The 26383-nt window shown below is 71.9% G+C and carries 24 protein-coding genes; 14 read left to right on the top strand and 10 right to left on the bottom strand.

All coding sequences use genetic code 11. The features are described 5' to 3' along the window. Positions 1-210: 210 nt before the first annotated feature. On the bottom strand, positions 211-1314 hold the full coding sequence (gene macS, locus ACIBH1_RS08305) for a MacS family sensor histidine kinase (protein WP_397312912.1): 1104 nt from the start codon (positions 1312-1314) through the stop codon (positions 211-213). Between the two features lie 193 nt (positions 1315-1507). On the opposite strand from macS, the gene ACIBH1_RS08300 reads away from it, so the two are divergent. Further along, positions 1508-2248: an MHYT domain-containing protein gene (locus tag ACIBH1_RS08300; protein ID WP_397312911.1), complete on the top strand. Its 741-nt coding sequence runs from the start codon at positions 1508-1510 to the stop codon at positions 2246-2248. A 59-nt stretch (positions 2249-2307) separates the two neighbouring features. Next, complete coding sequence (locus ACIBH1_RS08295) at positions 2308-3120, top strand: MHYT domain-containing protein (RefSeq protein WP_397312910.1); 813 nt, start codon at positions 2308-2310, stop codon at positions 3118-3120. Between the two features lie 130 nt (positions 3121-3250). Here the strand turns inward: ACIBH1_RS08295 and ACIBH1_RS08290 are convergent, their stop codons facing one another. Next, positions 3251-4276, bottom strand: coding sequence for a 6-phosphofructokinase (locus tag ACIBH1_RS08290; protein ID WP_397312909.1), 1026 nt, complete (start codon positions 4274-4276; stop codon positions 3251-3253). Between the two features lie 101 nt (positions 4277-4377). On the opposite strand from ACIBH1_RS08290, the gene ACIBH1_RS08285 reads away from it, so the two are divergent. Together ACIBH1_RS08285 and ACIBH1_RS08280 are read left to right on the top strand one after the other, a co-directional pair. Further along, the gene (locus ACIBH1_RS08285; protein WP_397312908.1) at positions 4378-5808 is read left to right on the top strand and encodes an FGGY family carbohydrate kinase; all 1431 of its coding nucleotides are present in this window, start codon (positions 4378-4380) and stop codon (positions 5806-5808) included. Positions 5809-5839: 31 nt separating this feature from the next. Continuing rightward, a complete protein-coding gene (locus ACIBH1_RS08280) occupies positions 5840-6574 on the top strand; it encodes a Clp protease N-terminal domain-containing protein (RefSeq protein ID WP_397312907.1) in 735 nt (244 codons plus the stop codon). Here the strand turns inward: ACIBH1_RS08280 and ACIBH1_RS08275 are convergent. Next, a complete protein-coding gene (locus tag ACIBH1_RS08275; RefSeq protein ID WP_397312906.1) occupies positions 6563-7939 on the bottom strand; it encodes a N,N-dimethylformamidase beta subunit family domain-containing protein in 1377 nt (458 codons plus the stop codon). The two genes, ACIBH1_RS08280 and ACIBH1_RS08275, sit on opposite strands and share 12 nt — an antisense overlap. A gap of 55 nt (positions 7940-7994) precedes the next feature. After that, positions 7995-8921: a lactonase family protein gene (locus ACIBH1_RS08270; protein WP_397312905.1), complete on the bottom strand. Its 927-nt coding sequence runs from the start codon at positions 8919-8921 to the stop codon at positions 7995-7997. Between the two features lie 22 nt (positions 8922-8943). Between ACIBH1_RS08270 and ACIBH1_RS08265 the strand changes: the two genes are divergently transcribed. Beyond that, complete coding sequence (locus ACIBH1_RS08265; protein ID WP_397312904.1) at positions 8944-9861, top strand: GNAT family N-acetyltransferase; 918 nt, start codon at positions 8944-8946, stop codon at positions 9859-9861. Positions 9862-9898: 37 nt separating this feature from the next. Here the strand turns inward: ACIBH1_RS08265 and ACIBH1_RS08260 are convergent, their stop codons facing one another. Beyond that, positions 9899-11062 carry an alkaline phosphatase PhoX gene (locus ACIBH1_RS08260; protein WP_397312903.1) on the bottom strand — a complete coding sequence of 388 codons (1164 nt, stop codon included), beginning with the start codon at positions 11060-11062 and terminating at the stop codon, positions 9899-9901. Positions 11063-11166: 104 nt separating this feature from the next. On the opposite strand from ACIBH1_RS08260, the gene ACIBH1_RS08255 reads away from it, so the two are divergent. Beyond that, on the top strand, positions 11167-14049 hold the full coding sequence (locus ACIBH1_RS08255) for a P-loop NTPase fold protein (protein WP_397312902.1): 2883 nt from the start codon (positions 11167-11169) through the stop codon (positions 14047-14049). Between the two features lie 79 nt (positions 14050-14128). Here the strand turns inward: ACIBH1_RS08255 and ACIBH1_RS08250 are convergent, their stop codons facing one another. Next, complete coding sequence (locus ACIBH1_RS08250) at positions 14129-14596, bottom strand: Dps family protein (protein WP_397312901.1); 468 nt, start codon at positions 14594-14596, stop codon at positions 14129-14131. Between the two features lie 111 nt (positions 14597-14707). On the opposite strand from ACIBH1_RS08250, the gene ACIBH1_RS08245 reads away from it, so the two are divergent. The 4 genes from ACIBH1_RS08245 (at position 14708) to mmuM (ending at position 20965) form a co-directional block, all read left to right on the top strand. Next, positions 14708-15370: a MerR family transcriptional regulator gene (locus ACIBH1_RS08245; RefSeq protein ID WP_397312900.1), complete on the top strand. Its 663-nt coding sequence runs from the start codon at positions 14708-14710 to the stop codon at positions 15368-15370. Further along, the gene (locus tag ACIBH1_RS08240) at positions 15367-17757 is read left to right on the top strand and encodes a VIT domain-containing protein (protein ID WP_397312899.1); all 2391 of its coding nucleotides are present in this window, start codon (positions 15367-15369) and stop codon (positions 17755-17757) included. Before ACIBH1_RS08245 ends, ACIBH1_RS08240 begins: the two co-directional genes overlap by 4 nt. 102 nt (positions 17758-17859) lie before the next feature. Further along, positions 17860-20094, top strand: coding sequence for an arylsulfatase (locus ACIBH1_RS08235; protein ID WP_397312898.1), 2235 nt, complete (start codon positions 17860-17862; stop codon positions 20092-20094). Positions 20095-20107: 13 nt separating this feature from the next. Next, the gene (gene mmuM / locus ACIBH1_RS08230; RefSeq protein WP_397312897.1) at positions 20108-20965 is read left to right on the top strand and encodes a homocysteine S-methyltransferase; all 858 of its coding nucleotides are present in this window, start codon (positions 20108-20110) and stop codon (positions 20963-20965) included. A 4-nt stretch (positions 20966-20969) separates the two neighbouring features. Here the strand turns inward: mmuM and ACIBH1_RS08225 are convergent, their stop codons facing one another. After that, positions 20970-21683, bottom strand: a complete 714-nt coding sequence (locus ACIBH1_RS08225; RefSeq protein ID WP_397312896.1) for a lysophospholipid acyltransferase family protein — start codon at positions 21681-21683, stop codon at positions 20970-20972. 138 nt (positions 21684-21821) lie between these two features. On the opposite strand from ACIBH1_RS08225, the gene ACIBH1_RS08220 reads away from it, so the two are divergent. Together ACIBH1_RS08220 and ACIBH1_RS08215 are read left to right on the top strand one after the other, a co-directional pair. Beyond that, positions 21822-22580 (top strand): alpha/beta hydrolase, encoded by a 759-nt coding sequence (locus tag ACIBH1_RS08220; RefSeq protein ID WP_397312895.1) that lies wholly within the window; start codon positions 21822-21824, stop codon positions 22578-22580. 66 nt (positions 22581-22646) lie between these two features. Continuing rightward, positions 22647-23132 (top strand): hypothetical protein, encoded by a 486-nt coding sequence (locus tag ACIBH1_RS08215; RefSeq protein ID WP_397312894.1) that lies wholly within the window; start codon positions 22647-22649, stop codon positions 23130-23132. 131 nt (positions 23133-23263) lie between these two features. Here the strand turns inward: ACIBH1_RS08215 and ACIBH1_RS08210 are convergent, their stop codons facing one another. After that, positions 23264-23566, bottom strand: coding sequence for a DUF1905 domain-containing protein (locus ACIBH1_RS08210; RefSeq protein ID WP_397312893.1), 303 nt, complete (start codon positions 23564-23566; stop codon positions 23264-23266). A 69-nt stretch (positions 23567-23635) separates the two neighbouring features. Here ACIBH1_RS08210 and ACIBH1_RS08205 point away from each other — a divergent pair, with 69 nt between their 5' ends. After that, entirely contained in the window at positions 23636-24052 is a 417-nt protein-coding gene (locus ACIBH1_RS08205; RefSeq protein ID WP_397312892.1) for a hypothetical protein, read from the top strand. 24 nt (positions 24053-24076) lie between these two features. On the opposite strand, the gene ACIBH1_RS08200 is transcribed toward ACIBH1_RS08205, so the two are convergent. Continuing rightward, positions 24077-25189 carry a hypothetical protein gene (locus ACIBH1_RS08200; protein ID WP_397312891.1) on the bottom strand — a complete coding sequence of 371 codons (1113 nt, stop codon included), beginning with the start codon at positions 25187-25189 and terminating at the stop codon, positions 24077-24079. 79 nt (positions 25190-25268) lie between these two features. Between ACIBH1_RS08200 and ACIBH1_RS08195 the strand changes: the two genes are divergently transcribed. Then, positions 25269-25715, top strand: a complete 447-nt coding sequence (locus ACIBH1_RS08195; RefSeq protein ID WP_397312890.1) for a DUF1579 family protein — start codon at positions 25269-25271, stop codon at positions 25713-25715. On the opposite strand, the gene ACIBH1_RS08190 is transcribed toward ACIBH1_RS08195, so the two are convergent. Beyond that, a complete protein-coding gene (locus tag ACIBH1_RS08190; protein ID WP_397312889.1) occupies positions 25669-26376 on the bottom strand; it encodes an endonuclease/exonuclease/phosphatase family protein in 708 nt (235 codons plus the stop codon). The two genes, ACIBH1_RS08195 and ACIBH1_RS08190, sit on opposite strands and share 47 nt — an antisense overlap. Between the last annotated feature and the right edge of the window lie 7 nt (positions 26377-26383).

Below are 26383 nucleotides of genomic sequence, written 5' to 3'. Positions count from 1 at the left end.
GGATGCGGGGCCAGGGAGGGGGGCCCGTGAGTGGGGGCGAACCAAGGGGCAGCAGGACCCCGGGGGCAGGACGGAGCGGAGCGGCAGGACCCGGGGCGGGGAGCGAGGCGGGGAGCGAGGCGGGGAGCGAGGCGGGGAGCGAGGCGGGGAGCGAGGCGGGGAGCGAGGCGGGGAGCGAGGCGGGGAGCGAGGCCGGAACTGGTGGCGCGTTCAGGCGGGCACCGTGATCTCGATCTCCGTCCCCTCCCCCGCCCGCGACACCACCTCCGCCGTCCCCCCGAGGTCCGCGACCCGTCCCACGATCGACTGGGCCACCCCCAGCCGCCCCTGCGCCGCCGCCTCGGCGAGGCGGCCGTCCGGGATGCCGGGCCCCTCGTCCCTGATGCTGACGATCACCACTCCCTCTCCCGACTCCGCCAGCACCCACGCGCGAGCGTCGGCCCCGCAGTGTTCGCGGACGTTGTCGAGCGCCGCCCCCACGGCGGCGGCGGTCTCGGCGGCGACGCGGGCGGGCAGGTCGAGCGGGGTGGCCGGCGTGGAGACGGTGACCCTCGCGGTGGCGTACGGCAGCAGCAGCGCGCGCAGGTCGGTCGAGCCTTCGTCCATGGACTGCGGCCGGGTGGCGATGAGCTGTCTGAGCGCGAGCTCCTGCTCGCCAGCGAGCCGTCCGAGCTCGGCCGCCTCGCCGCCGAGTTCCTGGCCGCGCCGCTGGACGAGGGCGAGCACCTGCAGCACGGAGTCGTGGATGCCGCGGGCGAGCCGGTCGCGTTCGCGCTGGGCGGCTTCCATCTCGGCGGCGCGCTGCATGCGTTCCTCGGCCTGTTTGGCGAGGCGGGCGACGTGTCCGACGACCACGCCTGACAGGAAGAGCAGCACGGTCCCGTTGAGCAGGATGGGCACGCCGGGCACCTGCCAGCGCAGCCAGATGTCGATCGCTCCGACGATGGCGGCGGCGACGGCTCCGAGGCGGCGTCCGCCGTACACGGCCCAGGCCAGGACGGGTCCGGCGACCCAGGTGGCGGGGACGGGCATGGTGCCGGGTCCGGCCTGCTGGTCGCCTTGGACGTCGGGGGTGGCCAGGAGGCAGGCGAGGGTGACGAGCATGTCGATCGCGAGCAGCGGCCAGCGGCGCAGGGTTTCGACGGAGTAGGCGTAGATGGAGGCCGCGGTCCACAGGGCCATGAGCCCGATGACGGTCCAGCCGAGCGCGGGTTCGGCGTAGCCGTCGTGCTGGACCATCAGCGCCGCCGCGTAGGCGAGGGAGGCGACGCGGAAGACCGCGATCGCCCGCCAGAACGGCCCCTCAATACCCATGAAAGTTTCTCGCGTTTCCGACAGAACTTCTTGACAGATAGTTGGGATATCCATGCGTGACGTACGGCATCCCCGTAAAAATCGGGAAAGGTACCTGATCGATGGGATGCACCGTTATATGTCCGTTGTCAATCATTTCATCTATGGCCCCGTGACTCCGGCTCTGGCATATGCCATGTCATGCGTCGGATCCATGCTCGGCCTCCGCCTAACCGCCCAGGCCCACCGCAGCCGCGGCGCGACCCGTTACCGCTGGCTGGCGGGCGCCGCGATCTCGATCGGCGGCACCGGGATCTGGGTCATGCACTTCATCGCCATGATGGGCTTCGACGTCCATGGCACCACCATCCGCTACGACGTGACGCTCACCGTCGCCTCGGCCCTGGTGGCGATCACCGTGGTGGGCGCGGGGCTCTTCCTGGTCTCGGCCGGGGAGGGCCACCTGCCCGCCCTGCTCGGCGGCGGCCTGCTGACGGGCCTGGGCGTGGCCTGCATGCACTACCTGGGCATGTACGCGATGAACATGTCCGCGCACGTGACCTACCGGCTGCCCACGGTGGCCCTGTCGGTGGTCATCGCCGTGGTCGCCTCCACGGTCGCGCTGTGGTTCACGGTGCGCGTCAGGAAGGCGGTCTGGATCACCCTCGCCTCGGCCATCATGGGCGTGGCCGTCGCGGGCATGCATTACACCGGCATGTTCGCCATGGAGGTGACGTTGTCCGACCCCGCGGCCCACGTCGCGGGCGCCGACGCGATCGACTTCCTGGTGCCGCTCATGACCGTGGTCAGCCTCATCACCCTGACCATGCTCCTCATGGCGGTCCTGTCGCCGTCGGAGGCCGAGCAACGCGAGGACGAAGAGCTCCTGGAACGCCTGCGGGCCCGGCGCAGGAGCCATCACCGCAGCCCTCTGCCGCCACCTGCTCACCGCTAGTTGCCTTTTTTTATGAATATCCCTCATACTCCCTTGAATTCACTTTTCAAGGGACCCCCATGTCGCCGATTGATCATTTCTCCTTTGGTGCTCTGACACCCGCTCTCGCCTACATCATGTCGAGCGCCGGCTCCATGTTGGGGCTCCTGCTCACCTCGCGCGCCCGGCTGCTCAGCCCGAAGGAAGCGCGCTGGTGGCTCGTCGGAGCCGCCGTGTCCATCGGCGGCACCGGCATCTGGGTCATGCATTTCATCGCGATGATGGGCTTCTCCGTCGAGGGCACCACCATCCGCTACGACGTCCTGCGCACGGTCGTCTCGGCGCTCCTGGCCGTGATCGTGGTCGGCGCCGGCCTGTTCCTGGTCAACAGGGGCGGCACCCGCCCGGCCTACCTGCTGGGCGGCGGCGCGCTGGCCGGCGTGGGCGTCGCGGGCATGCACTACCTGGGCATGGCGGCCATGAACATGGCCGGCCACGTCAACTACGACGTCAAGATCGTCGCCCTGTCGGTGCTCATCGCGGTCGTGGCCGCCACCGTCGCGTTGTGGTTCACGCTGCGGGTGCGCGGCGCGCTGGCCATCGGAGCCGCGGCGCTGATCATGGGCGTGGCCGTCACGGGCATGCACTACACCGGCATGTTCTCGATGTCGGTCCAGGTCATGGCCGACCACGGGGAGATCCACGGCGCCAAGGCGATCGACTTCCTGCTCCCGCTGATCGTCGGCATCAGCATGATCACCGTCGGCCTGCTGCTGACCGTGCTGCTGTCGCCGTCGGAGAAGGAGCTGCGCGGCGACGAGGAGTTCCGCGCCCGGCTCAACCGCCGCGACGACGAGCCGACCTCCAGCGAGGGCAGCCTCTTCAAGGCCTGAGGGCAAAAAGAGAGAGTACGGCTTGGCACCGGGTGTGGTGGGCCGCCGATGGATCCGGCGCCAGCCGTACTCTCGAGGGGATTTGCGTGTTCAACGTACGGCGGGCCGCTTGCAGCCCGCCTGCAAGTTCCTATCCGAAGAAGACCTCGGCCTCGGCGTACCTCGACTCCGGCACCGTCTTGAGCTCGGCCGTCGCCTCGTCGAGCCCGCAGCGCACGATGTCGGTGCCGCGCAGGGCGACCATCTTGCCGAAGTCGCCGTCGTGCACCGCGTCGATGGCGCCCAGCCCGAAGCGGGTGGCCAGCACCCGGTCGTAGGCGGTCGGGGTGCCGCCGCGCTGGATGTGGCCGAGCACGGTGGTGCGGGCCTCCTTGCCGGTGCGCTTCTCGATCTCCTTGGCCAGCAGTTCGCCGATGCCGCCGAGCCGTACGTGGCCGAAGGAGTCGAGCTCGCCGGTCTGCACGGCCATCGAGCCCTCGGTCGGGTGCGCGCCCTCGGCGACCACGATGATGGGCGAGTAGCGGGTGCGGAAGCGCGACTCCACGTATTCGCAGACCCGGTCGATGTCGAACGGCTTCTCGGGGATGAGGATGACGTTGGCGCCGCCGGCGAGGCCGGCGTGCAGCGCGATCCAGCCCGCGTGGCGGCCCATGACCTCGCAGATCAGCGCCCGGTGGTGCGACTCTGCGGTGGTGTGCAGGCGGTCGATGGCCTCGGTGGCGATGTTGACCGCGGTGTCGAAGCCGAAGGTGTAGTCGGTGCCCGACAGGTCGTTGTCGATCGTCTTGGGCACGCCGACGACGTTCACCCCCCGGTCGTACAGCTGCTTGGCCACGCCGAGCGTGTCCTCGCCGCCAATGGCGATCAACGCGTCGACGTCGCCGGTGGCGAGGTTGTCCTTGATCCGGTCGACACCGCCCTCGATCTTGATCGGGTTGGTGCGGGACGAGCCCAGGATCGTCCCGCCGCGCGGGAGGATGCCGCGGACGGCCTGGATGTCGAGCGGCATGGTGTCGCCTTCGAGCGGGCCTCGCCAGCCATCGCGGAATCCGACGAACTCGTGCCCGTAAACGCTCACCCCCTTGCGCACGACAGCCCTGATCACAGCGTTGAGACCGGGGCAGTCGCCGCCTCCGGTCAGCACTCCTATACGCATGGCGGGGTTCCTCCCGATGGGGTTCACGAACCAGAATCGCATTGTGCCCGCGCGCGCGGGCATTGGTCTAGACCAAACGGTGTCATAAGGAGGCTCCGCACGTGAGCGTTTTGGCCATCGACGCGGGAACGACCGGAGTCACCGCGCTCATCGTCACCGAGGACGGCCGGATCGCCGCGCGCGGTTACGAGGAGTTCGCCCAGCATTTCCCCCGGCCCGGCTGGGTCGAGCACGCCCCCGAGGAGATCTGGCAGGCCACGCTGGCGGCGTGCCAGAGCGCGCTGGCGCAGACGAAGGTCGCGCCGACCTGCGTCGGCATCACCAACCAGCGCGAGACCGCGGTCCTGTGGGACCGGCGCACGCTGGCCGCGCCGCGCCGCGCGATCGTCTGGCAGGACCGTCGTACGGCCCAGCTGTGCGAACGGCTCAAGCCCCACGAGAGCGAGGTCTCCGAGCTCACCGGCCTGCGCCTCGATCCGTACTTCACCGCCACCAAGCTCACCTGGCTGGCCGAGAACGGGACGAACCTGGCCGACTACGCGATCGGCACCGTCGACTCCTACCTGATCGCCCGCCTGACCGCCGGCGCGCGCCACGTGACCGACCCGTCCAACGCCTCGCGCACCCTTCTCTACGGCCTGGCGTCGGGCGGCTGGGAGCCCGCGATGCTCGACCTGTTCGGGGTGCCGCGCGACTCCCTGCCCGAGATCCTGCCCAACTACGGCGACTTCGGCACCACGGACCCGGGCGCCTTCCTCGGCCTGGAGCTGCCCATCAGCGGCGTGGCGGGAGACCAGCAGGCGGCGCTGTTCGGCCAGACGTGCTTCACCCCCGGCGACGTGAAGTGCACCTACGGCACGGGCTCGTTCATCCTGGTCAACACCGGTGCGGAGATCGTGCGCTCCGACGCGGGCCTGCTCACGACGGTCGCCTGGCAGACCCCGTCGGGCGAGCTGACCTACGCCCTGGAGGGCTCGATCTTCGTCACCGGCGCGGCCGTGCAGTGGCTGCGCGACGGGCTCGGCGTGATCGGCAGCGCGCCGGAGTCGGAGGCCGTCGCCAGGACCGTGCCCGACAGCGGCGGCGTGGTCTTCGTCCCGGCGCTGACCGGCCTGGGCGCCCCCCACTGGGACCCGGAGGCCCGCGGCCTGATCACCGGCATCACGCGCGGCACCACCCGCGCCCACCTGGTCAGGGCGACCCTGGAGGCCGTCGCCTACGAGGTGCGCGACGTCGTCGGGGTGATGCCGCCGATCTCGGTGCTCAAGGCCGACGGCGGGGCCAGCGCCAACGACCTGCTCATGCAGATCCAGGCCGACCAGCTCGGGGTGCCGGTGGAACGGCCGCGCATCCAGGAGACGACGGCGCTCGGCGCGGCGTTCCTGGCGGGGCTGGGGGCGGGGATCTGGAAGTCGCAGGAGGAGCTGCACGAGACGTGGCAACTCGACCGCCGCTTCGACCCGGGCACGCGGGACGAGGAGGCCTACGCGCGCTGGCGGCATGCCGTACGGCTGGCGTCAACTCAGGGTTGACGCTCCCGGATCGTCAACCTATGGTTGACGCATGGAGAACACAGTCCGCCTGGACGACCTCATCAGCGCCATCAAGAGCCGCGACACCGACCCCCTCACCCAGCTCAGCGACGCGGTGACCCTGGGGGAACACCTGGGCGAAGTGGCCGATCACCTCATCGGCCACTTCGTCGACCAGGCCAGGCGCGGCGGCGCCTCGTGGACCGACATCGGCCGCAGCATGGGCGTGTCCAAGCAGGCCGCGCAGAAGCGGTTCGTGCCCAAGGAGGGCGGCTCCTCGCTGGCCGAGGAGATCGAGAAGGCCAGCCGCTACACCGAGCGCGCCCGCCACGTCGTGGTGGCGGCGCAGGAGGAGGCGCGCCTGTCCAACTGCAGCCACATCGAGCCCGAGCACCTCATCCTGGGCCTGCTGCACGTGCCCGACGCCATCGCGGGCAAGACGCTGGTCAACCTCGGCGCCCCGCTCGACGACGTGCGCGAGCGGGTCACCGCGTGCCTCAGGCCCGCCGCCGACCAGCTGTCGCCGCCCTTCCCGTTCAGCGCGTCGTCGAAGAAGGCGCTGGAGCTGACCCTGCGCCACGCGCTGCGGCTCGGCCACAACTACGTCGGCACCGAGCACATCCTGCTGGGCCTGCTCCACCTGGGCGCCGACTCCCCCGGCGTGGTGGTGCTGGAGGAGATGGGCGTCACCAGGCAGAAGGCGGAGGACGACATCAAGCGCCAGCTCGACGCGCTCATCGCGGGCAGGAAGCCCTCAGCGGACTGACTCGGCCGGTCCGGCGGAGAAGCGGCGCAGCAGGTTCATGGTCGCGCGGCGGGTGAAGGGCGCGGCCGCGTCCGTCACGCCGTGGCCGCAGGCGCTGCCGCGCATCCCGCAGATCCAGCGCATGGTGCCCGAGGCGAACACCCCGGCCCCGCTGTCGGCCACGTAGTAGGTGGAGTGGGCGACGGTCCGCCTCCCGCCGCAGTCGACCGGCGACTCGGCCAGGATCCGCACGTTGGCCGGCGAGCCCGGCGAGACCTTGTCGGTCTCCACCCCGGCCAGGCCGGGGAACCTCCTGCCCTCGGTCCCCTCGAAGATCCAGTGGTCGGCCCTGGTCACGACGTAGGCGGCCTCGGCGGGGAAGCAGTCGTACTGCTGGCCGATCAGCTCGCTCTCCGGCTTGACCGACCGCCACAGCCGGCAACGGACCGCCTTGTCGCACTCGACCACCCTGCCCTTGACGGCGATGCGCCAGTAGACGGCGTTGGCCCCGAGGAAGGCCAGGTTGGTGCCGCGGTCGCGGGCCCGGGTGACGACCGAGCGCATCGTCGGCGACCAGTATTCGTCGTGCCCCAGCGAGAACAGGGCCGTCGCGCCGTCGAGCGCCCCGGGCTTCAGGTCGAGGTCGGTCAGGTAGGCCAGCGGCGCCCCGCTGCGCTCGGCCAGCTCGATCGCGTCGCGCTCGAAGTCGAGGAAGAGCCGCGCGCCAGAACGGTCGTAGGGGCGGTCGAAGCTGACCCGGGGCGACCGTCCGGAGAAGCCGCCGGGCCCGCTGTACAGGCTCCTGCCGCCCCACCGGTTGTAGGCCTGCCAGGTGGTCACCGCGTTGAGGATGACCACCTTGCCCGCCGTCGAGGCCGAGCGCACGGTGATCGGCACGTAGCGGTGGCCGCGCGAGGTCTCCAGCCTGATCAGGTAGGCGCCCTCAGGCCAGCCGGTGGTCTCGACGGTCAGCGACGGCTTCCAGTGGGCGGCGCTGACCATGCCGCCCGTCAGCCGGGCGGCGGGCTGGGCGGCGGCCTCGACCGGCTTGGAGACCCAGACCTGGGTGGTGGGCGAGCCCACCCGCATCGCCCTGGCGACGAAGCGCGGCGCGCGGGTGGAGACGTAGAGCCTGAAGCTCTCCCCCGGCAGCACGCTCACCCGGTCGGCGAAGCCCTCGACGCCGCGCGGGCGCTCGATGCGCCAGTCGACCGGAGTGCCAGCGGCCTGCCGCGTCGCGACCGAGCTGCCCCCGGCCGCCGCGTCCAGGGCCGCCTCGCCCTGGACCGCCTCGCCCTGGACCGCGCGTCGCGGAGGCTCCGCCTCGGGTACGGCGAAGCACGCGGACGGCAGCAGCAGGGCGGCGATGATGAACAGGATGCGCACGACCCACGATGCTGGACCGGCCCGCGCGGGCCCCACGACCGGCTTGGTGTTCTCCTTACGCGGGCAAGACGCAGGCAGGACTCTCCATGGCGATGACGAGCCCGTCGGGCTGGGGCACGCCGTCCTTCAGGATGAAGCCCACGACCTCGCCGGAGTTCTGGTTGGCCACCAGCAGGCGGTCGTCGGCCAGCGCGAAGTGGCGGGGCCAGGCGCCGCCGCACGACACCTCGGCCACCTTCTCCAGGCTGCCCGCGCGCAGCACGCTGATCGTGTCGGGGCCGCGGTTGGCGACGTAGACGAGGCCGTCGCGCGCCTCCAGGTGCGACGGGAAGCTGCCGGGCGTGGCGGAGGCGTCGGCGCGGGCGACCGGTCGCCAGGAGGCGTCATAGGAGGTCACGGAGTTGTCGAGCTCGCCCGCCACGTGCCAGTGGGTGCCGTCGAAGGCGAAGTGACGCGGGCCCAGGCCGGGCGCGAGCCGGACGAAGCCGAGCGGCTCGCCCGACAGGCTGTAGCGGCGGATCTCGTCGGTGCCCAGGTCGGAGACGTGGAGCACGTCGTCGTCGAAGACCGCCTGGTGGGCGTGGGGGTTCTGCTGGCGGTCGGAGACCGGGCCGTTGCCGGTGTGGGGCAGCAGGATCGGCTCGCCGGTGAAGTGGCCGCGCTCGTCGAGCAGGTGCAGGCTCGCCGTGCCGTCGCCGTAGTTGGCCACCGCGAGCACGCCGCCCGACGGGTGCACGGCCAGGTGGCAGGCGGCCGATCCCCCGCTGGAGCGCTCGCCGATCGGGGTCAGCCCGTCACGGTCGAAGGCGGCGACCACGCCCTCATCGTTCTCGCCGATGGCGTACAGCACCGGGAGGGTGGGGTGGAGCGCCAGGAAGGAGGCGCGGGGGAAGGGGACGCGGGCCTGGGGCTGCAGGGCCTCGTCGATCCGGACGACGGCCGGGCCGTACCCGCCGAGGTAGAGGTGCTTCACAGCAGGCATCCTCTCATGGTTGACTATGGCAATGAATTCGTTGACCGAAGCAAGGGTCTCCGAGATCCGGGCGTTCAACCGCTTCTACACCAAGGTCATCGGTGTGCTCCAGAGCGGCATGCACGGCTCCCCGTACTCTCTCGCCGAGGGTCGCGTGCTGTTCGAGCTGGCCCAGGCGGGCCTGCTCGAGACCGGCGAGGTGCGCCGCATGCTCGGGCTCGACGCGGGCTACCTCAGCCGCATCCTGACCCGCTTCGAGTCCGAGGGGCTCCTGGTGCGCGAGCGCTCGGCCGCCGACGCGCGCAAGCAGGTGCTGCGGCTGACCGCGGCCGGCTCGCAGGCCTTCGCCGAGCTCGACCGCCTCAGCGCCGAGCAGGTCCGCTCGATGCTCGACGACCTGCCCGAGGAAGGCCAGCGGCGGCTGGCGCGGAGCATGGCCGCCATCCGCGATGTGCTCCAGCCAGGCGACGCCCGCGAGCCGTACCTCATCCGTCCCCCGCGCTCGGGCGACCTGGGCTGGGTGGCGTGGCGGCACGCGGAGGTCTATGCCCGCGAATACGGCTGGGGTCACGAGTTCGAGAAGGTCGTGCTGGGCATCTGCGAGGGCTACCGGCCCGGCACCGACGCCGGCTGGATCGCCGAGGTCGGCGGCGAGCGGGCGGGCTGCGTCTTCTGCTACGAGAAGGATCCCGAGACCGCCCAGCTGCGCATGCTGCTCGTCGAGCCGTCCGCGCGCGGCCTGGGCATCGGCGGGCGGCTCGTCGATGAGTGCGTGCGGCATGCCACCGCCTCGGGCTACAAGCGGATCATGTTGTGGACCCGCGACTGCCTGGCCGGCGCGCGCAGGATCTACGAGGCGGCGGGCTTCGAGCTGGAGTCGTCGGAGCCCGGCACGGAGAACGGCCTGCCGGTCACCGAGCAGATCTGGTCACGTCCGCTGGAACGGTGACCACCACGGCCGCGGACCTCGAGCCGGAGCCGGTGCGTTACCTGGAGCCCGTCCTGAAGGGGCCGGTCACCTCGAAGGTGTGACCGTCGGTGCCCTCGCGCACGCCGCTGCGGCCGCGCTGCGACGAGAAGTACAGCCGCGTGCCGTCCGGCGAGAAGGCCGGTCCCGTGATCTCGGAGCGCTCGTGGCCGTCGAGGCGCAGGAAGGGCGCGACCAGGCGCTCGGGGGTGATGACGTTGATCTCCATGTTGCCGCCGTCCTCGGCGACGAACAGGTCGCCCGCCGGGGTGCCGGTGAGGTTGTCGACGCCGGTCAGCGGCGAGTGCCGGTCGTAGACCACCTCCAGCGTCGACCTCTTCGTGTCGTAGGCCCAGACCCTGTTGTCGCCCTTGGTGGTGAAGTAGCAGACTCCGCCGGAGAAGTAGCAGCCCTCGCCGCCGTTGAAGTGGCGGGCCTGCTCGACCTGGTGGCGGGTCTGCTCGTGCAGGGCGGCGGGCTGCGGCACCCTGCGCCAGCGCACCTCGCGCCCCTGGCCGCACAACACCTCCAGGCGGCCCTCGGTCAGGTCGCCCCAATCGGTGGGGGTGAAGCGGTAGAAGCAGCCGTCGGGCTCGTCCTCGGTCAGGTAGACGACCTCGTGCTCGGGGTCGCAGGCGGCGGCCTCGTGCTTGAAGCGGCCCATCGCCAGGCGCGGCCTGGCCGAGCGCGTGCCGTACGGGTCGCACTCGAAGACCCGGCCGCGCTCGACCTCCTCGCACGACAACCACGTGCCCCACGGGGTGGCGCCGCCCGCGCAGTTGACGTCGGTGCCCGACAGGATCCGGTAGGCCTCGCGCACCCGGCCGTCGGCGCCGAACCGCAGCGCCGACGCGCCGCCGACCACCGGCACCTCGGAGTTCGACACGTAGATCCAGCCGTCGCCGTCGGGGAAGCAGGCGCCGCCGTCGGGGGCGGGATGCCAGCGCAGCCCGGCCACCTTGCGGCCGGTGCGGGCCACGACGCGGCTGGAGAAACCCTCCGGCAGGGCCAGGCCGTCGGCGTTCGGCGGGCGCAGCGGGCCGTAGGGGACCGTCGGACCGGACGGGGTCGGCCGGGCCGGCGGTGACGCCGGCGACACCGCCGAGGGCTCGCACGATCCACGCCACAACGAACCGGCCAGCGCCGCCAGGGCGCCATTGCGGAGGAGAGTTCTGCGCAACATGAGCACTATCCGACTGGGGGAACGTGAATGAGGCTGCTGGGGAACGTCAAACTCTCTGCAAACCCTACGCTGACGGCTTCCCCGAGTCGGCACATTCCTCACCTATGACAGCGTTGGTAGAGCTCCCTCCGGCCATCCGCGCCCGCAGAGCCCTGGTCTTCCTCGACGGCGAGGCGGCACGTTTCGCCCACGCCCTGCGGGTGTCGGGCTTCGAGGTCACCACCGACACCGGCGAGGATCCCTACCCTGCGCTCGCGGCCTTCCTGGCCGCGGCGGCGCCCGGGGAGCTGCTGGTCATCCGATGGCCGTCCGACTCCGGGTGGGTGCCGAGCTCCTTCACCAAGCTGATCATGGATTTCGGGCGCGGGGTCGGCCACTCCGGCGCCACCGCGCTGCTGCTCGTCGTCGACTTCGGCTGGGTGCTGTCCAGCGGCGCGCCGGAGCCGGGCCACGCCCGCCTCAACGTGCCCGGCGACCCGCCGGTCGCGGCCGCCGCCCTCACCGCCTCGCTCTCCGCCTCAACCACCACACCCGGCGACCGGCCGGGCGCGGCGCCCTCGCTGACCGAGGTGCTCGCCGACGGCCTGCTCGCCGGGCGCGGCCGGGTCACCGTCCAGGACCTGTACGGCCTGGCCAAGGAGCACTACGAGCGCCTCGGCTCCCAGCTGTGCCCGATGTTGTTCAGCCACGGCGACATCGAGGACGTCGTGGTCTCCGCAGGACGCCCCGCGGCCGAGGCGATCCCCCTGATCCCTGCGCAGAGCGGCCACGAGACGGTCGAGGAGCTGCTCGCCGAGACGCTGCGGCGCCTGGCGGAACGGGGCGAGCAGTCCCTGCCCCGCACCCCCGCCGAGATCGCCTCACGCGTCTACGACCTGCACCTGTCGCCCGCGGCACAGACCCTGCTCCGGCGCTCCTGCCTCCTGCGCGAGCCGCTCACCCCCGGCCTGGCCGCCCGGCTGGAGGCCGCCGAGGGCTTCGCCGAGCTGGCCGGGTGGGCGCTCACCGGGCCGCTGCACCCGGCCGTGCGCGAGCTCGGGCTGGCGCGCATGCCCTCCCACGAGGCGGTACGCGTCTCGGTCCTGCTGCGCCGCCACCGCGCCGAGAGCCGTCCCGTGCCGCCCAGGACCCGGCTGACCCCCGACCAGTGGACCGTCGACGACCGGCTCGGGCACCGCGTGTACGCCGAGGCGATCGCCGCGTTCATCCGCCACCCCGACACCGCGCCGCCGCTGACCATCGGCATCAAGGGGCCGTGGGGGGCGGGCAAGACCTCGCTGATGCGCATGGTGCGCGAGCTGCTCGACCCCGGCTCGGCGGGCACGCTGCGGCTGGGCGGACGGGCCGGGGACGTCACCAACGCCGAGGTGCTGCAGCGGCTGCACACCGGCGGCGTGCCGTACGACAGCGCCGAGTCCGTCGCCGACCCCGGCTGGCGGCCGACGGTGTGGTTCAACCCGTGGATGTACCAGAACGGCGAGCAGGTCTGGGCCGGGCTGGCGCACGAGGTGATCAGCCAGGTCACCGGGCGTATGTCGCGCACGGACCGCGAGCGGTTCTGGCTGGAGCTCAACCTGTCGCGCATCGACAGGGAGGCCGTCAGGCGCCGCATGTACCGGCTGGCCGTGACGAGGCTGGCGCCCGTCGCCCTGGGCCTCGCGGTCACGCTGGTGCTGGCGGGCTCGGCGTGGGCCGGGGCGTCGTTGTTCCCGTGGCTGACCGAGGCGGCGGCGGCCGTCGCCTCGGCGGGATGCCTGGCCTCGGTCGTGGCCGGGACCCTGCGGCTGAGCTCCTTCTTCGGCGAGTCGGCCGACGGCGCCTTCGGCACGCTGATCAACCAGCCCGATCCCTTCGCGACCAGCGGGATCATCCCCGAGCACGCCTACAGCTCGAAAGCGGGCTTCCTGCACCTGGTGCAGACGGACATGCGCCGGGTGCTCGCGCTCGTCGCCACCGAGGACCGGCCGCTGGTGGTCTTCGTCGACGATCTCGACCGGTGCTCGTCGAGCACGGTCGCGCAGGTCATCGAGGCGATCAACCTGTTCCTGGCCGGGGAGTTCCCCAACTGCGTGTTCGTGCTGGCCATGGAGCCCGAGGTGGTGGCGGCGCACGTGCAGGTGGCCTACGGGCAGCTGATGCGGCACCTGCCGGACGAGAGCATCGGGTGGAGGTTCCTGGAGAAGATCGTGCAGCTGCCGCTCAGCGTGCCGCTGCTGGACGACGACGAGCGCCTGCCCGCCTACGTCCGCTCCCTCCTCGGCCTGCCGTCCGACCCGGTGAACCCCGCTCCTCACCGCGCCGGCGCGATGAGGAGAGGTACGGCGGAGCCCGGCCCCAGGACCGGGGCGCCCGCCCAGGCGGCCTCCGGCACACCCGCGGCCTCCCTGGCCGACGCCCGCGCCGCCGCCCGCACCGTCGTCCATCCCGAGCTGGTCGACCACCTCGAGGCCCTCATCCGCACCCACGCCCCCACCATCGACACCCTCGACGAGGCCGCCCACCGGGCCGAGGACGCGCTGGGGTTCCCCACCCAGCCAGGGCAGCTGTCGGAGCCGGCCAGGGTCGCCGCCGAGCGGATCTTCGACGAGCTCCACAGCGACGAGAACGCCTTCCGCGCCATCGAGGCCGCCCTCCCCGCCCTGGGCCTGCGCAACCCGCGTGAGGTCAAGCGCTATCTCAACGTCTACCGCTTCTACGCCTTCGTCACCTTCCGCCGTCACCAGGCGGGAGGGATCAGGGTGACCGACATGGAGGTGGCCAAGCTCGCCGCGCTGACCGTGCGCTGGCCGCACCTGCTGGCGGCTCTGGGCCGCGAGTCGCACCCGGGCACCAGCCTGCTCGCCCGGCTGGAGACGGCGGCGCAGAACGCCGACGGCGACACGTGGGCGCGCGCCCTCATGGAGGCGGACCTCACCGACGAGGGCGATCTGCGCCAGTTCCTCGCCACCCGCCCGGTGATCGCTCCGCTGGCCCGCGACCTGCTCTGACAGTCTCTCGCAATTCTGACAGTCCCCTGAAACGCGAAAACGCCCGGCGGACCGTCGTCCGCCGGGCGCCGCGCGGGGGTCACCGCTGCGCCTGGAACATCCAGTGCTGCTTCTCGACGTCCTGGGCGACGGCGATCAGCAGGTCCTGGGTGACCGGGTCGGCCTCGTCGGTGGCGGCGATGCGCTCGCGCAGCCTCTTGCCGACGCCCTCCAGGATGTCGGTCACCGTGGCGATCACCTTGCCGTCCTCGATCCAGCCGTTCTCGGGCTGGTGGATGGCGGTGTTGCCGGCGATGGTGGCCGAGCGGCCGTCGGGGTTGACGCCCAGCGCCACCGCGCGCTCGGCGATGGTGTCGGCGTGCTCGCGCGCGAGGGCGACGAGCTCGTCGAGCTGCAGGTGGATGGAACGGAAGTGCGGGCCTACGACGTTCCAGTGCGCCTGCTTGGCCACGAGCGACAGGTCGACGAGGTCGACCAGCGCGCCCTGGAGGGCCTCCGCGACAGTCGCCTTGTCAGTGCCGGACAGCGGGCCGGTGATGGGTGCCATGAGCTGTTTTCCTCCGTCGTTCGGCGTTTGTCGTACTCCTTAAACAACCACTCTCAGCGTCCGAATCTTCCCATCTTGACACTGTAACTATGACAGTGTCATTGTGGGAGCATGAGCGAGACCTGGACGATCGGCGAGCTGGCCCAGCAGGCGGCGGACGCCCTCGGCGGCGCATCCCCCGCCGCCAACGGGCGCGTGCGCGAGGTGCCCGGCGAGCGGCTCATCCGCTGGTACACCACGATCGGGCTGGTCGACCCGCCGCTGACCCGCCGCGGGCGGGTGGCCAGGTACGGCAGGCGCCACCTGCTGCAGCTGGTGGCCGTCAAGCGACTGCAGGCGAGCGGGCTCTCGATCGCCGAGATCCAGGCGGCGCTGGCGGGGGCACCCGACTTGGTCCTCGCCCAGGTGGCCGAAACCTCACCACCGGAGCCGGGCCAGACCCCACCCGCCCGGCCCCCGGCCGCCTCTGCACCGGGCACCCCTGCACCGGGCACCCTCGCGCCCTCCTCCCCCGCGCCCTCCTCCCCCTCCCTTCCTCGTGCCGGTGCGGCGGGCAGGTTCTGGACGGCCCGCCCCACAGCCTCGTCCCCGCCCTCAGCCCCGGCCCCGGCGCCCGCGCAGCCGCCCGCCCCGATGCACGGCATCAAGCTCACCCAGCACGTCACCCTCCTCCTCGAAGGCGCCACCCGCACTCCCACTCCACACGACATCGAGGCAGTCCTGGCCGCCGCCGGGCCGCTCCTCGAGGTACTCGAAGAACGGAGCCTCCTGTGAAGATCACTTCGCTCGACCCGACCCTGTGCCGCCCCCTGGAGGACTCCGGCTTCGGCGCCCTCAAGACCGAGCAGGGCAACCTGCCCCTCGAATCCCTCGACGTCAAGGCGTCCGTCACCGGCCTGATCGCCGGAGTGGAGGTGGCGCAGGGCTTCCGCAACCCGTTCGACGTCTCCCTGGAGGCCACCTACGTCTTCCCCCTGCCCGACAGGGCCGCGGTGACCGGCTTCCGCATGGAGGCCGACGACCGGGTGATCGAGGGCGTGCTCAAGGAGCGCGGCCAGGCCAGGGCCGACTACGCCAAGGCCGTGCGCGAGGGCAGGCGCGCCGCGCTCGCGGAGGAGGACCGCCCCGACGTCTTCACCATCACGGTGGGCAACATCGTGCCCGGCGAGCGGGTCACGGTCCGGCTGACGCTCAGCCAGCCGCTGCCGTACGAGGACGGCGCGGCCACCTTCCGCTTCCCGCTCGTGGTCGCCCCTCGCTACATCCCGGGCGCGCCCCTCGACGGCGAGCAGGCGGGCCCGGGCGCCTACCCCGACACCGACCAGGTGCCCGACGCCTCCCGGATCACGCCGCCCGTGCTGCTGCCCGGCTTCCCCAACCCGGTACGGCTCAGCCTCTCCGCCACGGTCGACGCGGCCGGGCTGGAGCTGACCGAGCTCGCCTCCAGCCTGCACGTGGTCGAGCAGGAGGGCACGACGGTCAGCGTGCGGCCGGGCGAGCGGCTCGACCGTGACTTCATCCTGCGCCTGGGCTTCGCCGCCTCGACGTCGCTGCAGGTGGACGAGGGCGGAGCCTTCTCGCTCACCGTGGTGCCGCCCGCCGTACCCGAGGGCCGGGTGCCCCGCGACGTGGTGCTGCTCCTGGACCGTTCTGGCAGCATGGGCGGCTGGAAGATGGTCGCGGCCCGCAGGGCGGCGGCCAGGATCGTCGACACCCTCACCGCCGCCGACCGCTTCGCCGTCCTCGCCTTCGACAGCGTGGTCGAGCCCGCCTTCGACGGGCTGCGCGAGGCGAGCGACCGCCACCGTTTCCGTGCGGTGGAGCACCTGTCGCGGGTCGAGGCGCGCGGCGGCACCGAGCTGCTCGACCCGCTGCGTCAGGCGGTCTCGCTGCTGGGCGAGCCCGGCCGCGAGCGCGTCGTGGTGCTCGTCACCGACGGTCAGGTCGGCAACGAGGACCACATCCTGGAGCAGGTCGGCGGCGCTCTGTCGGCCATGCGGGTGCACGTCGTGGGCATCGACCGGGCGGTCAACGCCGGGTTCCTGGGACGGCTGGCCGGGCTCGGTGCGGGCCGCTGCGAGCTGGTGGAGTCGGAGGACCGGCTCGACGCCGCGATGGAGCAGATCCACCGCAGGATCGGCGCGCCGCTCGTCACCGACCTGACCCTGAAGGGTCCGGGGCTGGAGGAGGTCACCCACCTCGGGTCGATCTTCCCCGGCGTGCCGCTGCAGGTGTTCGGGCGCTACTCCGGCGACGGGCCGGTCACCGTGCACGGACTGGCGGCGGGCAGCCCGTGGGAGCAGAGCGTCGCCCCGGTGACCGTCGCCAACCCCGCCCTGCCCGCGTTGTGGGCGCGGGCGCGGCTGCGCGAGCTCGAGGACCGCTACGCGATGGGCGAGCACGCGCTGGAGCCGCGCATCGTACGGCTCTCGCTCGACCACGGGGTGTTGTGCCGCTTCACCGCCTACATCGCGGTCGACAACCGGGTGGTGGCCGAGGGCGGGCCGCAGCACCAGGTGATCCAGCCCGTGGAGCTGCCCAGCGGGTGGGAGATGCCGGTGGCCGCCGCGGCGCCCATGATGGCCGCCGCCATGCCGATGCCCAAGCCCGCCTCCCGCTCCTTCGCGCCCGCCGTCTACTCCGCACAGGAGGCCGAGCTTGACTTGCCCGACTTCCTCACCGGAGGCGCCCCGGGCGGCGCCCCCGCACGCGGCCCCGCCGCACCCGGCGCGCCCGCGCATGGCCCCGCCGCGCCTGGCGGTCCCGGCGGCTCCGGCGGCTCCGGCGGCTCCGGCGGTCCCGCCGCTCCCCCGCCGCCGCCCGCGGCGCGTGGACGGGGGTTCGCCAAGCGCGCCATGCGTCCCGCGCCCGCCCCGGCCGACCACGTGCGGGCCCAGCTGGCCGCCGAGCTCGCCCGGTTGCGCGAGGTGCGCGCGGATCGCGGGCTCTACCTGGCCGACCTGGCGAGCCGCCTGTCCGCGCTGGCGGCCTTCCTCGGCGGCCACGCCGAGCTGGAGGCGCTCGCCGGCGAGCTGGAGCCGGCCGACCGGCCGGGCGCCGACGTCGACGCGCTGTGGCAGCGGGCGGTCGACGCGCTGACCCGCCTGACCGACGGGCCCGAGGAGACGCCGGAACGCAAGCCGTTCTGGAAGCGCGGCTGACCGGGCCCACGGAGAGGCGGGAGTACGCGCCGTTCTGGAAGCGCGGCTGACCCGGGATCCAGGACCTGCCCGGGGTGTAGAACATCGTTCTATACTCCGGGCATGATCCCCTATGGCGGGTTCCAGGGCCGCGTGGGCCGTACGATCGCCGGATCCGAGTCGTGGTGGCCCGAGCGCCCCGTCGCCCCGGCAGGGGCGCCGAACGTGGTGGTCGTGCTCGTCGACGACGTCGGCTTCGCCGACCTCGGCTGCTACGGGTCGGAGATCCCCACCCCGCACCTCGACGAGCTCGCCGGGTCGGGCGTGCGGCTGACCGACTACCACTCCACCCCGATGTGCTCCCCCACCAGGGCGGCCCTGCTCACCGGGCGCAACCCGCATCTGGCGGGCGTGGGCCACATCGCCAACTCCGACCCCGGCTTCCCCGGCTACGCGGGCGAGATCGCCGCGGACGTGCCGACGATGGCCGAGCTGTTCCGCGCCGCCGGATGGCACACCTTCGCGGTGGGCAAGTGGCACCTCACCAAGGACAGCGACATGTCCGAGGCCGGCCCGAAGCACGCCTGGCCGCTGCAGCGCGGCTTCGACCGCTTCTACGGCTTCCTCGATGCGTTCACCAACTTCCACCAGCCGCACCGGCTCATGCGCGACAACTCCCCCGTCGAGGTCGACGAGTACCCGGAGGGCTACTACCTGACCGACGACCTGACCGGCCAGGCCGTCTCGATGATCCGCCAGGCCAAGGCGTCGGATACCCGCAAGCCGTTCCTGCTCTACCTGGCGCACGGCGCCGCGCACGCGCCGCTGCAGGCCCCCGCCGCCGACATCGAGGCGTTCGCGGGCGTGTACGACGACGGCTGGGACGAGATCCGGCGCCGCCGCTTCGAGCGGCAGCTGGAGCTGGGCCTGATCCCGTCCGGCACCGAGCTGCCGGAGCGCAACGCCGAGCCGGGCGACGAGGTCAGCGCCTGGGCGGAGCTGCCGCCCGAGCGGCAGCGGCTCTACGCCCGCTACATGGAGGTCTACGCCGCCATGGTCGCCGGCATCGACCGCAGCGTCGGGCGGCTGCGCGCCGCCCTGGCCGACCTGGGCGAGCTCGACAACACGATCTTCGTGTTCACCTCCGACAACGGCGGCTCTCGCGAGGGTGAGGAGTACGGCACGACGCAGTACCTGCGCACCCTGATCTCCAAGATCAGCGGCAACGACCGCGAGGATCCCGCCGCCGACCTGGAACGTTTCGACCTGATCGGCGGCCCCCGGGTCCTGGCCCACTACCCGCGCGGCTGGGCCATGGCCTCCAACACGCCCTTCCGCCTGTACAAGTGCAACACCCACTCGGGCGGCCACGCCGTACCCTTCCTGCTGTCGTGGCCCGCCGCCCTGCCCCAGCGCGGCGAGCTGCGCCATCAGTGGGCCTACGTGACCGACGTGCTGCCCACCCTGCTCGACCTGACCGGGCTCCAGCCCGGCGCCGAGCACTCCATGGCCGGGATCGTCGGCGACGCCGCGGCGGTCCACACCCACCAGGAGCAGTACTCCGAGCTGCAGGGCCACCGCGGCTACGTGCGCGGCGAGTGGGAGATCGTCACCCGCCACGCGCCGCTCACGTCGTTCGGCGACCACGAGTGGGAGCTCTACCACCGCGCCGCTGACCGCACCCAGCTCCGCGACCTGGCCGCCGACCGTCCCGACCTGGTCGCCGAGCTGGCCGGGGCGTGGGAGCGGGCCGCCCACGCCAACCAGGTCTACCCGCTCGACGAGGGCTCGCGCCTGCGCTTCCTGCTGCGCCCGCCGTGGCATTCCGCCCCGGCCCCGGTACGGCTGACGCCGGAGGTGCACACGCTGGAGCGCTGGACCGCCCTCCAGCTCATCCAGTGGCGCGCGTTCACGGTCGACGTCACCCTCGCCAGGCCCGGCAGGGGGGTCCTGGTCGCCCACGGCGGCCAGGGCGGCGGCTACGTGCTCTACGTCGACGACGAGGTGACCTTCACCCACAACGGCCACGGCGAGTTGCGCACCCTGCGCTGCGGCCCTGCGGGCGACCGCATCCGCCTGGACGTCGCCGCGCCGGGCGGCTGGATGTGGGAGGCAACGGTCAGCGTCGACGGCGAGGAACGCGGCAAGCTCGCGGGGCTGCCCATGCTGACGGGCTTCTGCCCGATGGAGGGCATCGACGTCGGCGTCGACCGCCGCTCGCCCGTCGTGTGGGAGAACGGCTCCTTCCCGTTCACCGGGCGCATCGCCGAGGTGGTCTACACGCCGGGCGAGTACGCGCCGGACGCGGGGGCCAACTGGGTGGAGGTGGTCAGGCAGATCGGGCAGCGTTACGAGTGAGTAGCCTGATCAGATGACTTCGCGTGTGCTCGACGGCGGCCTGGCCACCCATCTCGAAACCCTCGGCGCCGACCTCAGCGACGAGCTGTGGTCGGCGCGGCTGCTGCTGGAGGATCCCGGTCTGATCCGGCGGGTGCACGGCGACTACTTCGCCGCCGGCGCCGAGGTCGCCACCACCGCCAGCTACCAGGCCTCCATCGAGGGCTTCACGCGGCGCGGGCTGAGCGTGGCCGAGGCGGAGGCGCTGATCAGGAAGGCCGTGGCGCTCGCCGTCCAGGCTCGTGACGAGCACGGCGGCGGGCTCGTGGCCGCCTCCGTCGGGCCGTACGGCGCCTATCTGGCCAACGGCGCCGAATACACCGGCGACTACGACCTCGACGAGGACGGCCTGGTCGCCTGGCACCGGCCGCGCTGGGAGATCCTCGCCTCCTCGGGCGCCGACCTGCTCGCCGTCGAGACCGTGCCCTCGGTCGTGGAGCTCAGGGCCGTCGCCCGCCTGCTGGAGGAGTCGCCCGGCACCCGGGCGTGGGTGGCGGTGTCGTGCCGCGACGACGGGCACCTCAACGACGGCACCCCCATCGAGGAGGCGGCCAAGCTCTTCGCCGACGTGCCGCAGGTGATGGCGTTCGGGGTCAACTGCACCGCGCCCCGCTTCGTGCCCGGCCTGCTGGAGCGGCTCAGCGGCAGGCCCGCCGTGGCCTACCCCAACTCGGGCGAGCGGTGGGACGCCGCCGCGCGCCGCTGGGAGGGCCTGGCCGACCCGGTGGAGTACGGCCAGGCGGCGGCCTCGTGGGGCGCCGCCTTCGTCGGGGGATGCTGCAGGACCACACCCGAGCACATCAGGCAGGTGCGCGCCCACCTGCCCGGGTGACCCGCTAGCGGGACTCGGCGGCCGACGCCGCGCGGGCGGCGCGTTCCATCTCGACCCTGGCGCTGGCGGCGTACTTGTCGACGTACTCCTGGCCCGACAGCTCCATCAGGGCGTACATGATCTCGTCGGTCACCGCCCTGAGCACCAGCCGGTCGTCTTCCATGCCGTAGTAGCGGGAGAAGTCGAGCGGCTTGCCGAACCGCACGCCGGGGCGGATGCCCATCTTGGGCAGCGGGTGACCGGGGGGCATCATCTCGAAGGTGTTGACCATCGCCCACGGGATGACCGGCGCCCGCGACTCCAGGGCCAGCCGGGCGACGCCGGTCTTGCCCTTGTAGAGGCGGCCGTCTGGCGAGCGGGTGCCCTCGGGGTAGATGCCGAGGATCTGGCCCTCGCGCAGGATGCGAAGGCCCGTGCGCAGCGCCGCCTCCGACGCCTTGCCGCCTGAACGGTCGATGGGGACGGTGCCCACGCCGCTGAAGAACAGCCGGGTGAAGAATCCCTTGATGCCGCGCCCGGTGAAGTAGTCGGACTTGCCCAGCGAGATGACCTTGCGCTTGAGCTGGAGCGGCCCGAAGAAGTGGTCGGCGAAGGACAGGTGGTTGCCGGCGAGGATCACCGGACCCTGCTTGGGGACGTTGTCGATGCCCTCGAACCAGGGGCGGAACAGCAGGTGGAGGATCGGCGCCAGAATCGCCTTAGCCACCCAGTAGAACACCCGGCCACCTCCATCAATGTCGTGCACGGTCATCTTCGCATCAGTTCGCGTGTGCTCCTACACCCAGCTCTCGCACAACCGCCCCCGATCGTGCAACGATCGGGAAATTCGGGATGATTTCCATCCGAGGAGCTTGTTATGCCGCTCATGGCGGGCGCGGAGCCGTACAGGTACGAGGCTGGGCAGGTAGGGGTGCTGCTCTGCCATGGGTTCACCGGGACACCGCAGTCGTTGCGGCCGTGGGCGGAGTACTTGGCCGCGCACGGGCTGAGCGTGTCGCTGCCACGCCAGCCGGGTCACGGCACCACGTGGCAGGAGATGAACCGCACGCGGTGGGAGGACTGGTATTCGGAGCTGGAGAAGGCCTTCCAGGATCTGCGCGGGCGCTGCCCCGAGGTGTTCGTCGCCGGGCTGAGCCTGGGCGGATGCATGGCGCTGCGGCTCGCCCAGGTGCACGGCGAGGCCATCAGGGGGGTCGTCGCGGTGAACCCGTCGATCGCCAACGACGTGCCCCTGCTGAGGATCGCCCCGGTGCTGCGCTGGTTCGTGCGTTCCGTTCCGGGAGTGGCCAACGACGTCAAGAAGGAGGGGGTGACGGAGCTGGCCTACACGCGCACACCCGTCGCCGCCGCCTCGACCCTTCCCCGGCTGTGGTCGCTGGTCCAGGCGGAGCTGGAGAAGGTCACGCAGCCGCTGCTCGTCTACCACAGCACCGACGACCACGTGGTGAAACCGACCAGTGTCGCCATCATCAGAAGAATCCTGCCTAACACTCAGATTGAGGAATTGTCAGATAGCTACCATGTTGCGACTCTGGACAACGATGCGGACACGATCTTTGCCGGGAGCCTCGACTTCATCAGGACACATGCCTCGGTACCCTTGCAGAGGGACTGAACGCACGCCGGGGGGCTCCGGGTCCGGTGGAAGTACGTGTGTTCGTGCGGAGGGGAAGGCGCGAGGGTGACGCCCCAGAGTGACGAGGACGAGGTCTGGCGCCAGATCGTCGCGTCCTTCAACGACACGGCCGAGCGCGACTCGGCGGATCAGCCATGGCCCGACAGCGAGAACGTTCCCGCCGAGCCGAGCCGTCGCGTGGTCAAGCCCACCGAAGACACCGACGCCGACCCCGACGAGTTCGCGCGCGAACGCTACGCGGGCGACGAGGCCGACGACGACGGCGAGGCACCGGCCGAGGAGGACGACGGGTACACCCCGCCGCCCCCTCCCCCGCTGCCCAAGGTCGACGTGACGACCAAGGTCGCCTGGGGTGCGCTGTTCGGCGGGCCCGCCTACCTGCTGGTGGCGGCGATGGCGAAGTGGCCGCTGGAGGGGTGGGCGGTCATCCTCGCGGTGGCGGCCTTCATCGGCGGCTTCGTGGTGCTGGTCGTGCGCATGGGTGACGGCCCGCCCAACGACTCGGGCTGGGACGACGGCGCCGTGGTGTGAGCCGTACGGCCGCCCTCCCCCGGGCGGCCGTCAACGCCCCGCGCCATCGGCGAGCCGCTGGCCGGAAGCCTGTGATCAGAAGCCGGTGATCAGAAGCCGGTGGTCAGAAGTCGGTGGTCAGAAGTCGGTGGTCAGAAGTCGACCAGCTCGACCATGACGCTCGCCACGTCTCCGGCGTCGATGCCTTCCGCCTGTCGCACGGCCCGCTTGATCGGCAAGGCGTAGCGGCCGCTGCCCTTGTCAGGGAAGATCGACGTCTTCCAGCTGCTCGCGCCGATCGTCACCCGCACCCGCACCGAGCCGAACCCGCGCCGGGCCCCGCCGGTCAGGTCGTGGATCTCCTCCGACTCCGCCACCGGCAGGCTGACGAAGGTCCAGCTGTCGGCCTTGCGGGCGTCCCAGATCCACAACTCGGCATCGAATTCGACCTTCACGCGCCCAGCATGGCAGGCGGGTCCGACAACATACTCCTCGCATACCCGGCCTCCCTAGGGTCGGGCCTCATGAAGATCCTTCGCAACGCCGCCGTCGTCGCCCTGGGCCTGGTCGCCACGCTCGGCGTGGCCCCCGCCCCGGCGTCGGCCGACACCTACCTGATCGCGCAGTGCGCGAAGAACGGCTACGGCATCCAGGTCTCGGTCCGCTACGTCACCTCGGGCACGACCCACCACTTCAACCAGGTGAAGTGGCGCATCTCCGGCACCGTCGGCGGCAACAACACCATCCGCGTCTCCTTCATGCAGGACGCGCAGCCGGACATCCTGTTCAAGGCGCTGAACTACACCGGAGGCAAGACGGGCGAGCGGAACATCTCGGTCAGCCGGCCGAAGGGACACCAGGTGTTCGTGAAGTTCGCGGCGCTCTTCGACACCAGCGCCTCGTCCGACCCGAGCTGCACCTACCACACCCGCGGCATCTAGGACCCGATGCGACCCCGCCCGCGGTCAGCTGACGGTCGACTTGGCCGTGCGCGGCCCGAAGGTCTCCACGACCCCCGTGTAGCGGTCGTCCGCGTCGACCGCGTGCCCCACGGCCCACACCAGCCGCTTGTCCGGTAGATACGTCACCGCCTGCAGCCGCACGCTGCTGCGCCCGGTCACCGATCCGCCGCGGATGACGGTCGCCGCGCCCTTCTCCAGCCGCATCAGGAAAGGTTCGCCCGGCGTCGACGGGTCGAACCCCGACACCCAGAAGCGCCCCTGCCCGTCGCCGGCGACGCCGTACAGCTGCGCTCCGGTCACGGGCAGGGTCACGCGGCTCCACCGCTTGCCGTTCCACGACAGCACGAGCGGCTGCACGTCGCCGGCCGGGGTGTAGACGCCCCCGACGGCGACGGCTCGTTTGGCGCCGTCGGCCTGGACGTCGCGCAGGTAGCCGCCGGGCACGGAGGGCATCGGCATCGGGGCCCAGGCGCCCGAGGAGTAGCGGAAGGCGAGGGGGGCCTTGCCGGTGTCGCCGACGGCGATGGAGCCGGAGACCGCGTACAGCGACCCGGTCCGGTCGAAGGAGGCGGCGTTCCACTGCTGCTGCTGGCCGGTGACGATGAGCGGGTGACCGCCGCGGCTGCCGACGGCGAAGACGCGGCCCGGCCGGACGTCGACGCCGGTCAGGCGGTCGCGGGAGGTGAGCGCGGGCACGCGGATGCGGTCGAAGCCGGAGGTGTCGCCGTGGGCGAGGTACGGCAGGCCGTCGTGGCCGTCGCCGACCGCCCACACGTCGGTGGCGGAGGAGGCCGAGACGCCGCGCAGGACACTGGCGCCCATGGAGTCGCGCAGGGCGACCTCGCTCCAGGCGGTGCCGTTCCAGTGACGGATGGCGCCGCGATTGCGCCAGACGTCCCAGATCTGCTGCTGCCCGACGGCCCACACGTCGCCGGAGGGCAGCGCCTGGACGTCGGTCAGAGCGCCGTCGGCGTCGAGGCTGATGCTGGTCGACTGCTGCCAGGCCTCGACCGTCGGAGGTTTGGGATCGCCGTGCGCGGCTGGCCCGGCAGCGAATGCTGCGAGCAGGGCGGCCGCCCACGTAGCCATCGCACGCCGCACGAAGCGACGAGTCATGTCCTGATCGTACCGTGGCGTGGATTAGGCCACGGCTGAATGGTGGCTGTGAACGGCCCGGCCCCGGCAGCCTGGGCTCATGAACGCATTCGACTTCCTGCTCGGCTCGTGGACCGTGGTCAATTCCAAGAAGTCACGCGACGGCCGGTGGCAGGAGTTCACGGCCCAGGTGACGGCGGAGCCGAGGCTCGACGGGCGGGTGATCCTGGAGAACTTCCAGGCGGTCTTCCCCGACGGCCAGCGGGTGAAGGGCCTGGCGATCATCGCCTACGACCCGGCGACGGATCTGTGGCACCACGCGTGGCTGGATTCGCGGGTCTCCCCCGACTTCACGCCGGTGGTGGGCAGGTTCGACGGCAACCACGGCGAGTTCCACGCGCCCGGCCTGCGCTTCCGGTGGGAGCGCAGGGCGGACGGCACGGTGGCGTGGGAGCAGGCGGTCTCGGAGGACGACGGGGCGACCTACGAGACGAACTGGCTCATGGAGTATCGGCGGGCGCAGGCGCCGGTGTCAGCGAGGCGATGACCGGCAGGTGGTCGGTGGCGCTGACGAGGTCCGCGGGGGCGGCCTCGGCGCCTCCGCACCAGTCGATCCGCAGGCCCGGCCCGGCGAAGACGGCGTCGATGCGCGAGGAGGGGTTGCGCGCGGTGAAGGTGCGGCCGTCGCCGCGCGGCGCCGCCGGGTAGCAGTCGGACAGCCGCCCGGCGAAGTAGCGCCAGGTCGGCTGGTGGTCGGTCTCGTTGAGGTCGCCGCAGACCACGGGGATGGCGGAGAAGCGGGCGGCGGCGGCCTCGACGAGGCTCATGATCTGGTTCGCGTGGTGCAGCCGCTGGGCGGGCACGAGGGCCAGGTGGATGGAGCCGACCGCGAGCCGCACGCCCTCGACCTCGACGACGGCCAGGGCCAGGCCGCGGATCTCCCGGGGGAAGAAGATCTTCAGCACGTGGGTCTCCTCGTGCAGGATCTTCACCCCCGGGCGGACGTAGACGGCCAGCCCCGCCAGGCGGCGTCCGGCGGCGATGCGCATGCCGGTGAGGTCGGCCAGTTCGTGGCGTTTGCTGCGCCACCACAGGAACTTGGGGGCCTCCTGGACGCACAACACGTCGCAGTCCATCGCCTGGATGACTCTGACCAGGGCGGGGACGTCGTCGTGCATGCCCCTGATGTTGTAGGTGCCGATCCGCACACCCAGA

The organism is Nonomuraea sp. NPDC050663 (assembly GCF_044456985.1).
In the GTDB taxonomy this organism is placed as follows: domain Bacteria; phylum Actinomycetota; class Actinomycetes; order Streptosporangiales; family Streptosporangiaceae; genus Nonomuraea.
The sequence above is the reverse complement of the archived record's forward strand: the minus strand, read 5'-3'. Positions and strand labels throughout refer to the sequence as shown.

What these genes read in the sequence shown, in the direction of transcription:
- macS (WP_397312912.1), bottom strand. Translation starts at nt 1,314, where the DNA reads ATGGGTATTGAGGGGCCGTTCTGGCGGGCGATCGCGGTCTTCCGCGTC.
- ACIBH1_RS08300 (WP_397312911.1), top strand. Translation starts at nt 1,508, where the DNA reads ATGCTCGGCCTCCGCCTAACCGCCCAGGCCCACCGCAGCCGCGGCGCG.
- ACIBH1_RS08295 (WP_397312910.1), top strand. Translation starts at nt 2,308, where the DNA reads ATGTCGCCGATTGATCATTTCTCCTTTGGTGCTCTGACACCCGCTCTC.
- ACIBH1_RS08290 (WP_397312909.1), bottom strand. Translation starts at nt 4,276, where the DNA reads ATGCGTATAGGAGTGCTGACCGGAGGCGGCGACTGCCCCGGTCTCAAC.
- ACIBH1_RS08280 (WP_397312907.1), top strand. Translation starts at nt 5,840, where the DNA reads ATGGAGAACACAGTCCGCCTGGACGACCTCATCAGCGCCATCAAGAGC.
- ACIBH1_RS08270 (WP_397312905.1), bottom strand. Translation starts at nt 8,921, where the DNA reads ATGCCTGCTGTGAAGCACCTCTACCTCGGCGGGTACGGCCCGGCCGTC.
- ACIBH1_RS08265 (WP_397312904.1), top strand. Translation starts at nt 8,944, where the DNA reads ATGAATTCGTTGACCGAAGCAAGGGTCTCCGAGATCCGGGCGTTCAAC.
- ACIBH1_RS08260 (WP_397312903.1), bottom strand. Translation starts at nt 11,062, where the DNA reads ATGTTGCGCAGAACTCTCCTCCGCAATGGCGCCCTGGCGGCGCTGGCC.
- ACIBH1_RS08255 (WP_397312902.1), top strand. Translation starts at nt 11,167, where the DNA reads ATGACAGCGTTGGTAGAGCTCCCTCCGGCCATCCGCGCCCGCAGAGCC.
- ACIBH1_RS08250 (WP_397312901.1), bottom strand. Translation starts at nt 14,596, where the DNA reads ATGGCACCCATCACCGGCCCGCTGTCCGGCACTGACAAGGCGACTGTC.
- ACIBH1_RS08245 (WP_397312900.1), top strand. Translation starts at nt 14,708, where the DNA reads ATGAGCGAGACCTGGACGATCGGCGAGCTGGCCCAGCAGGCGGCGGAC.
- ACIBH1_RS08235 (WP_397312898.1), top strand. Translation starts at nt 17,860, where the DNA reads ATGATCCCCTATGGCGGGTTCCAGGGCCGCGTGGGCCGTACGATCGCC.
- mmuM (WP_397312897.1), top strand. Translation starts at nt 20,108, where the DNA reads ATGACTTCGCGTGTGCTCGACGGCGGCCTGGCCACCCATCTCGAAACC.
- ACIBH1_RS08220 (WP_397312895.1), top strand. Translation starts at nt 21,822, where the DNA reads ATGCCGCTCATGGCGGGCGCGGAGCCGTACAGGTACGAGGCTGGGCAG.
- ACIBH1_RS08205 (WP_397312892.1), top strand. Translation starts at nt 23,636, where the DNA reads ATGAAGATCCTTCGCAACGCCGCCGTCGTCGCCCTGGGCCTGGTCGCC.
- ACIBH1_RS08200 (WP_397312891.1), bottom strand. Translation starts at nt 25,189, where the DNA reads ATGACTCGTCGCTTCGTGCGGCGTGCGATGGCTACGTGGGCGGCCGCC.
- ACIBH1_RS08195 (WP_397312890.1), top strand. Translation starts at nt 25,269, where the DNA reads ATGAACGCATTCGACTTCCTGCTCGGCTCGTGGACCGTGGTCAATTCC.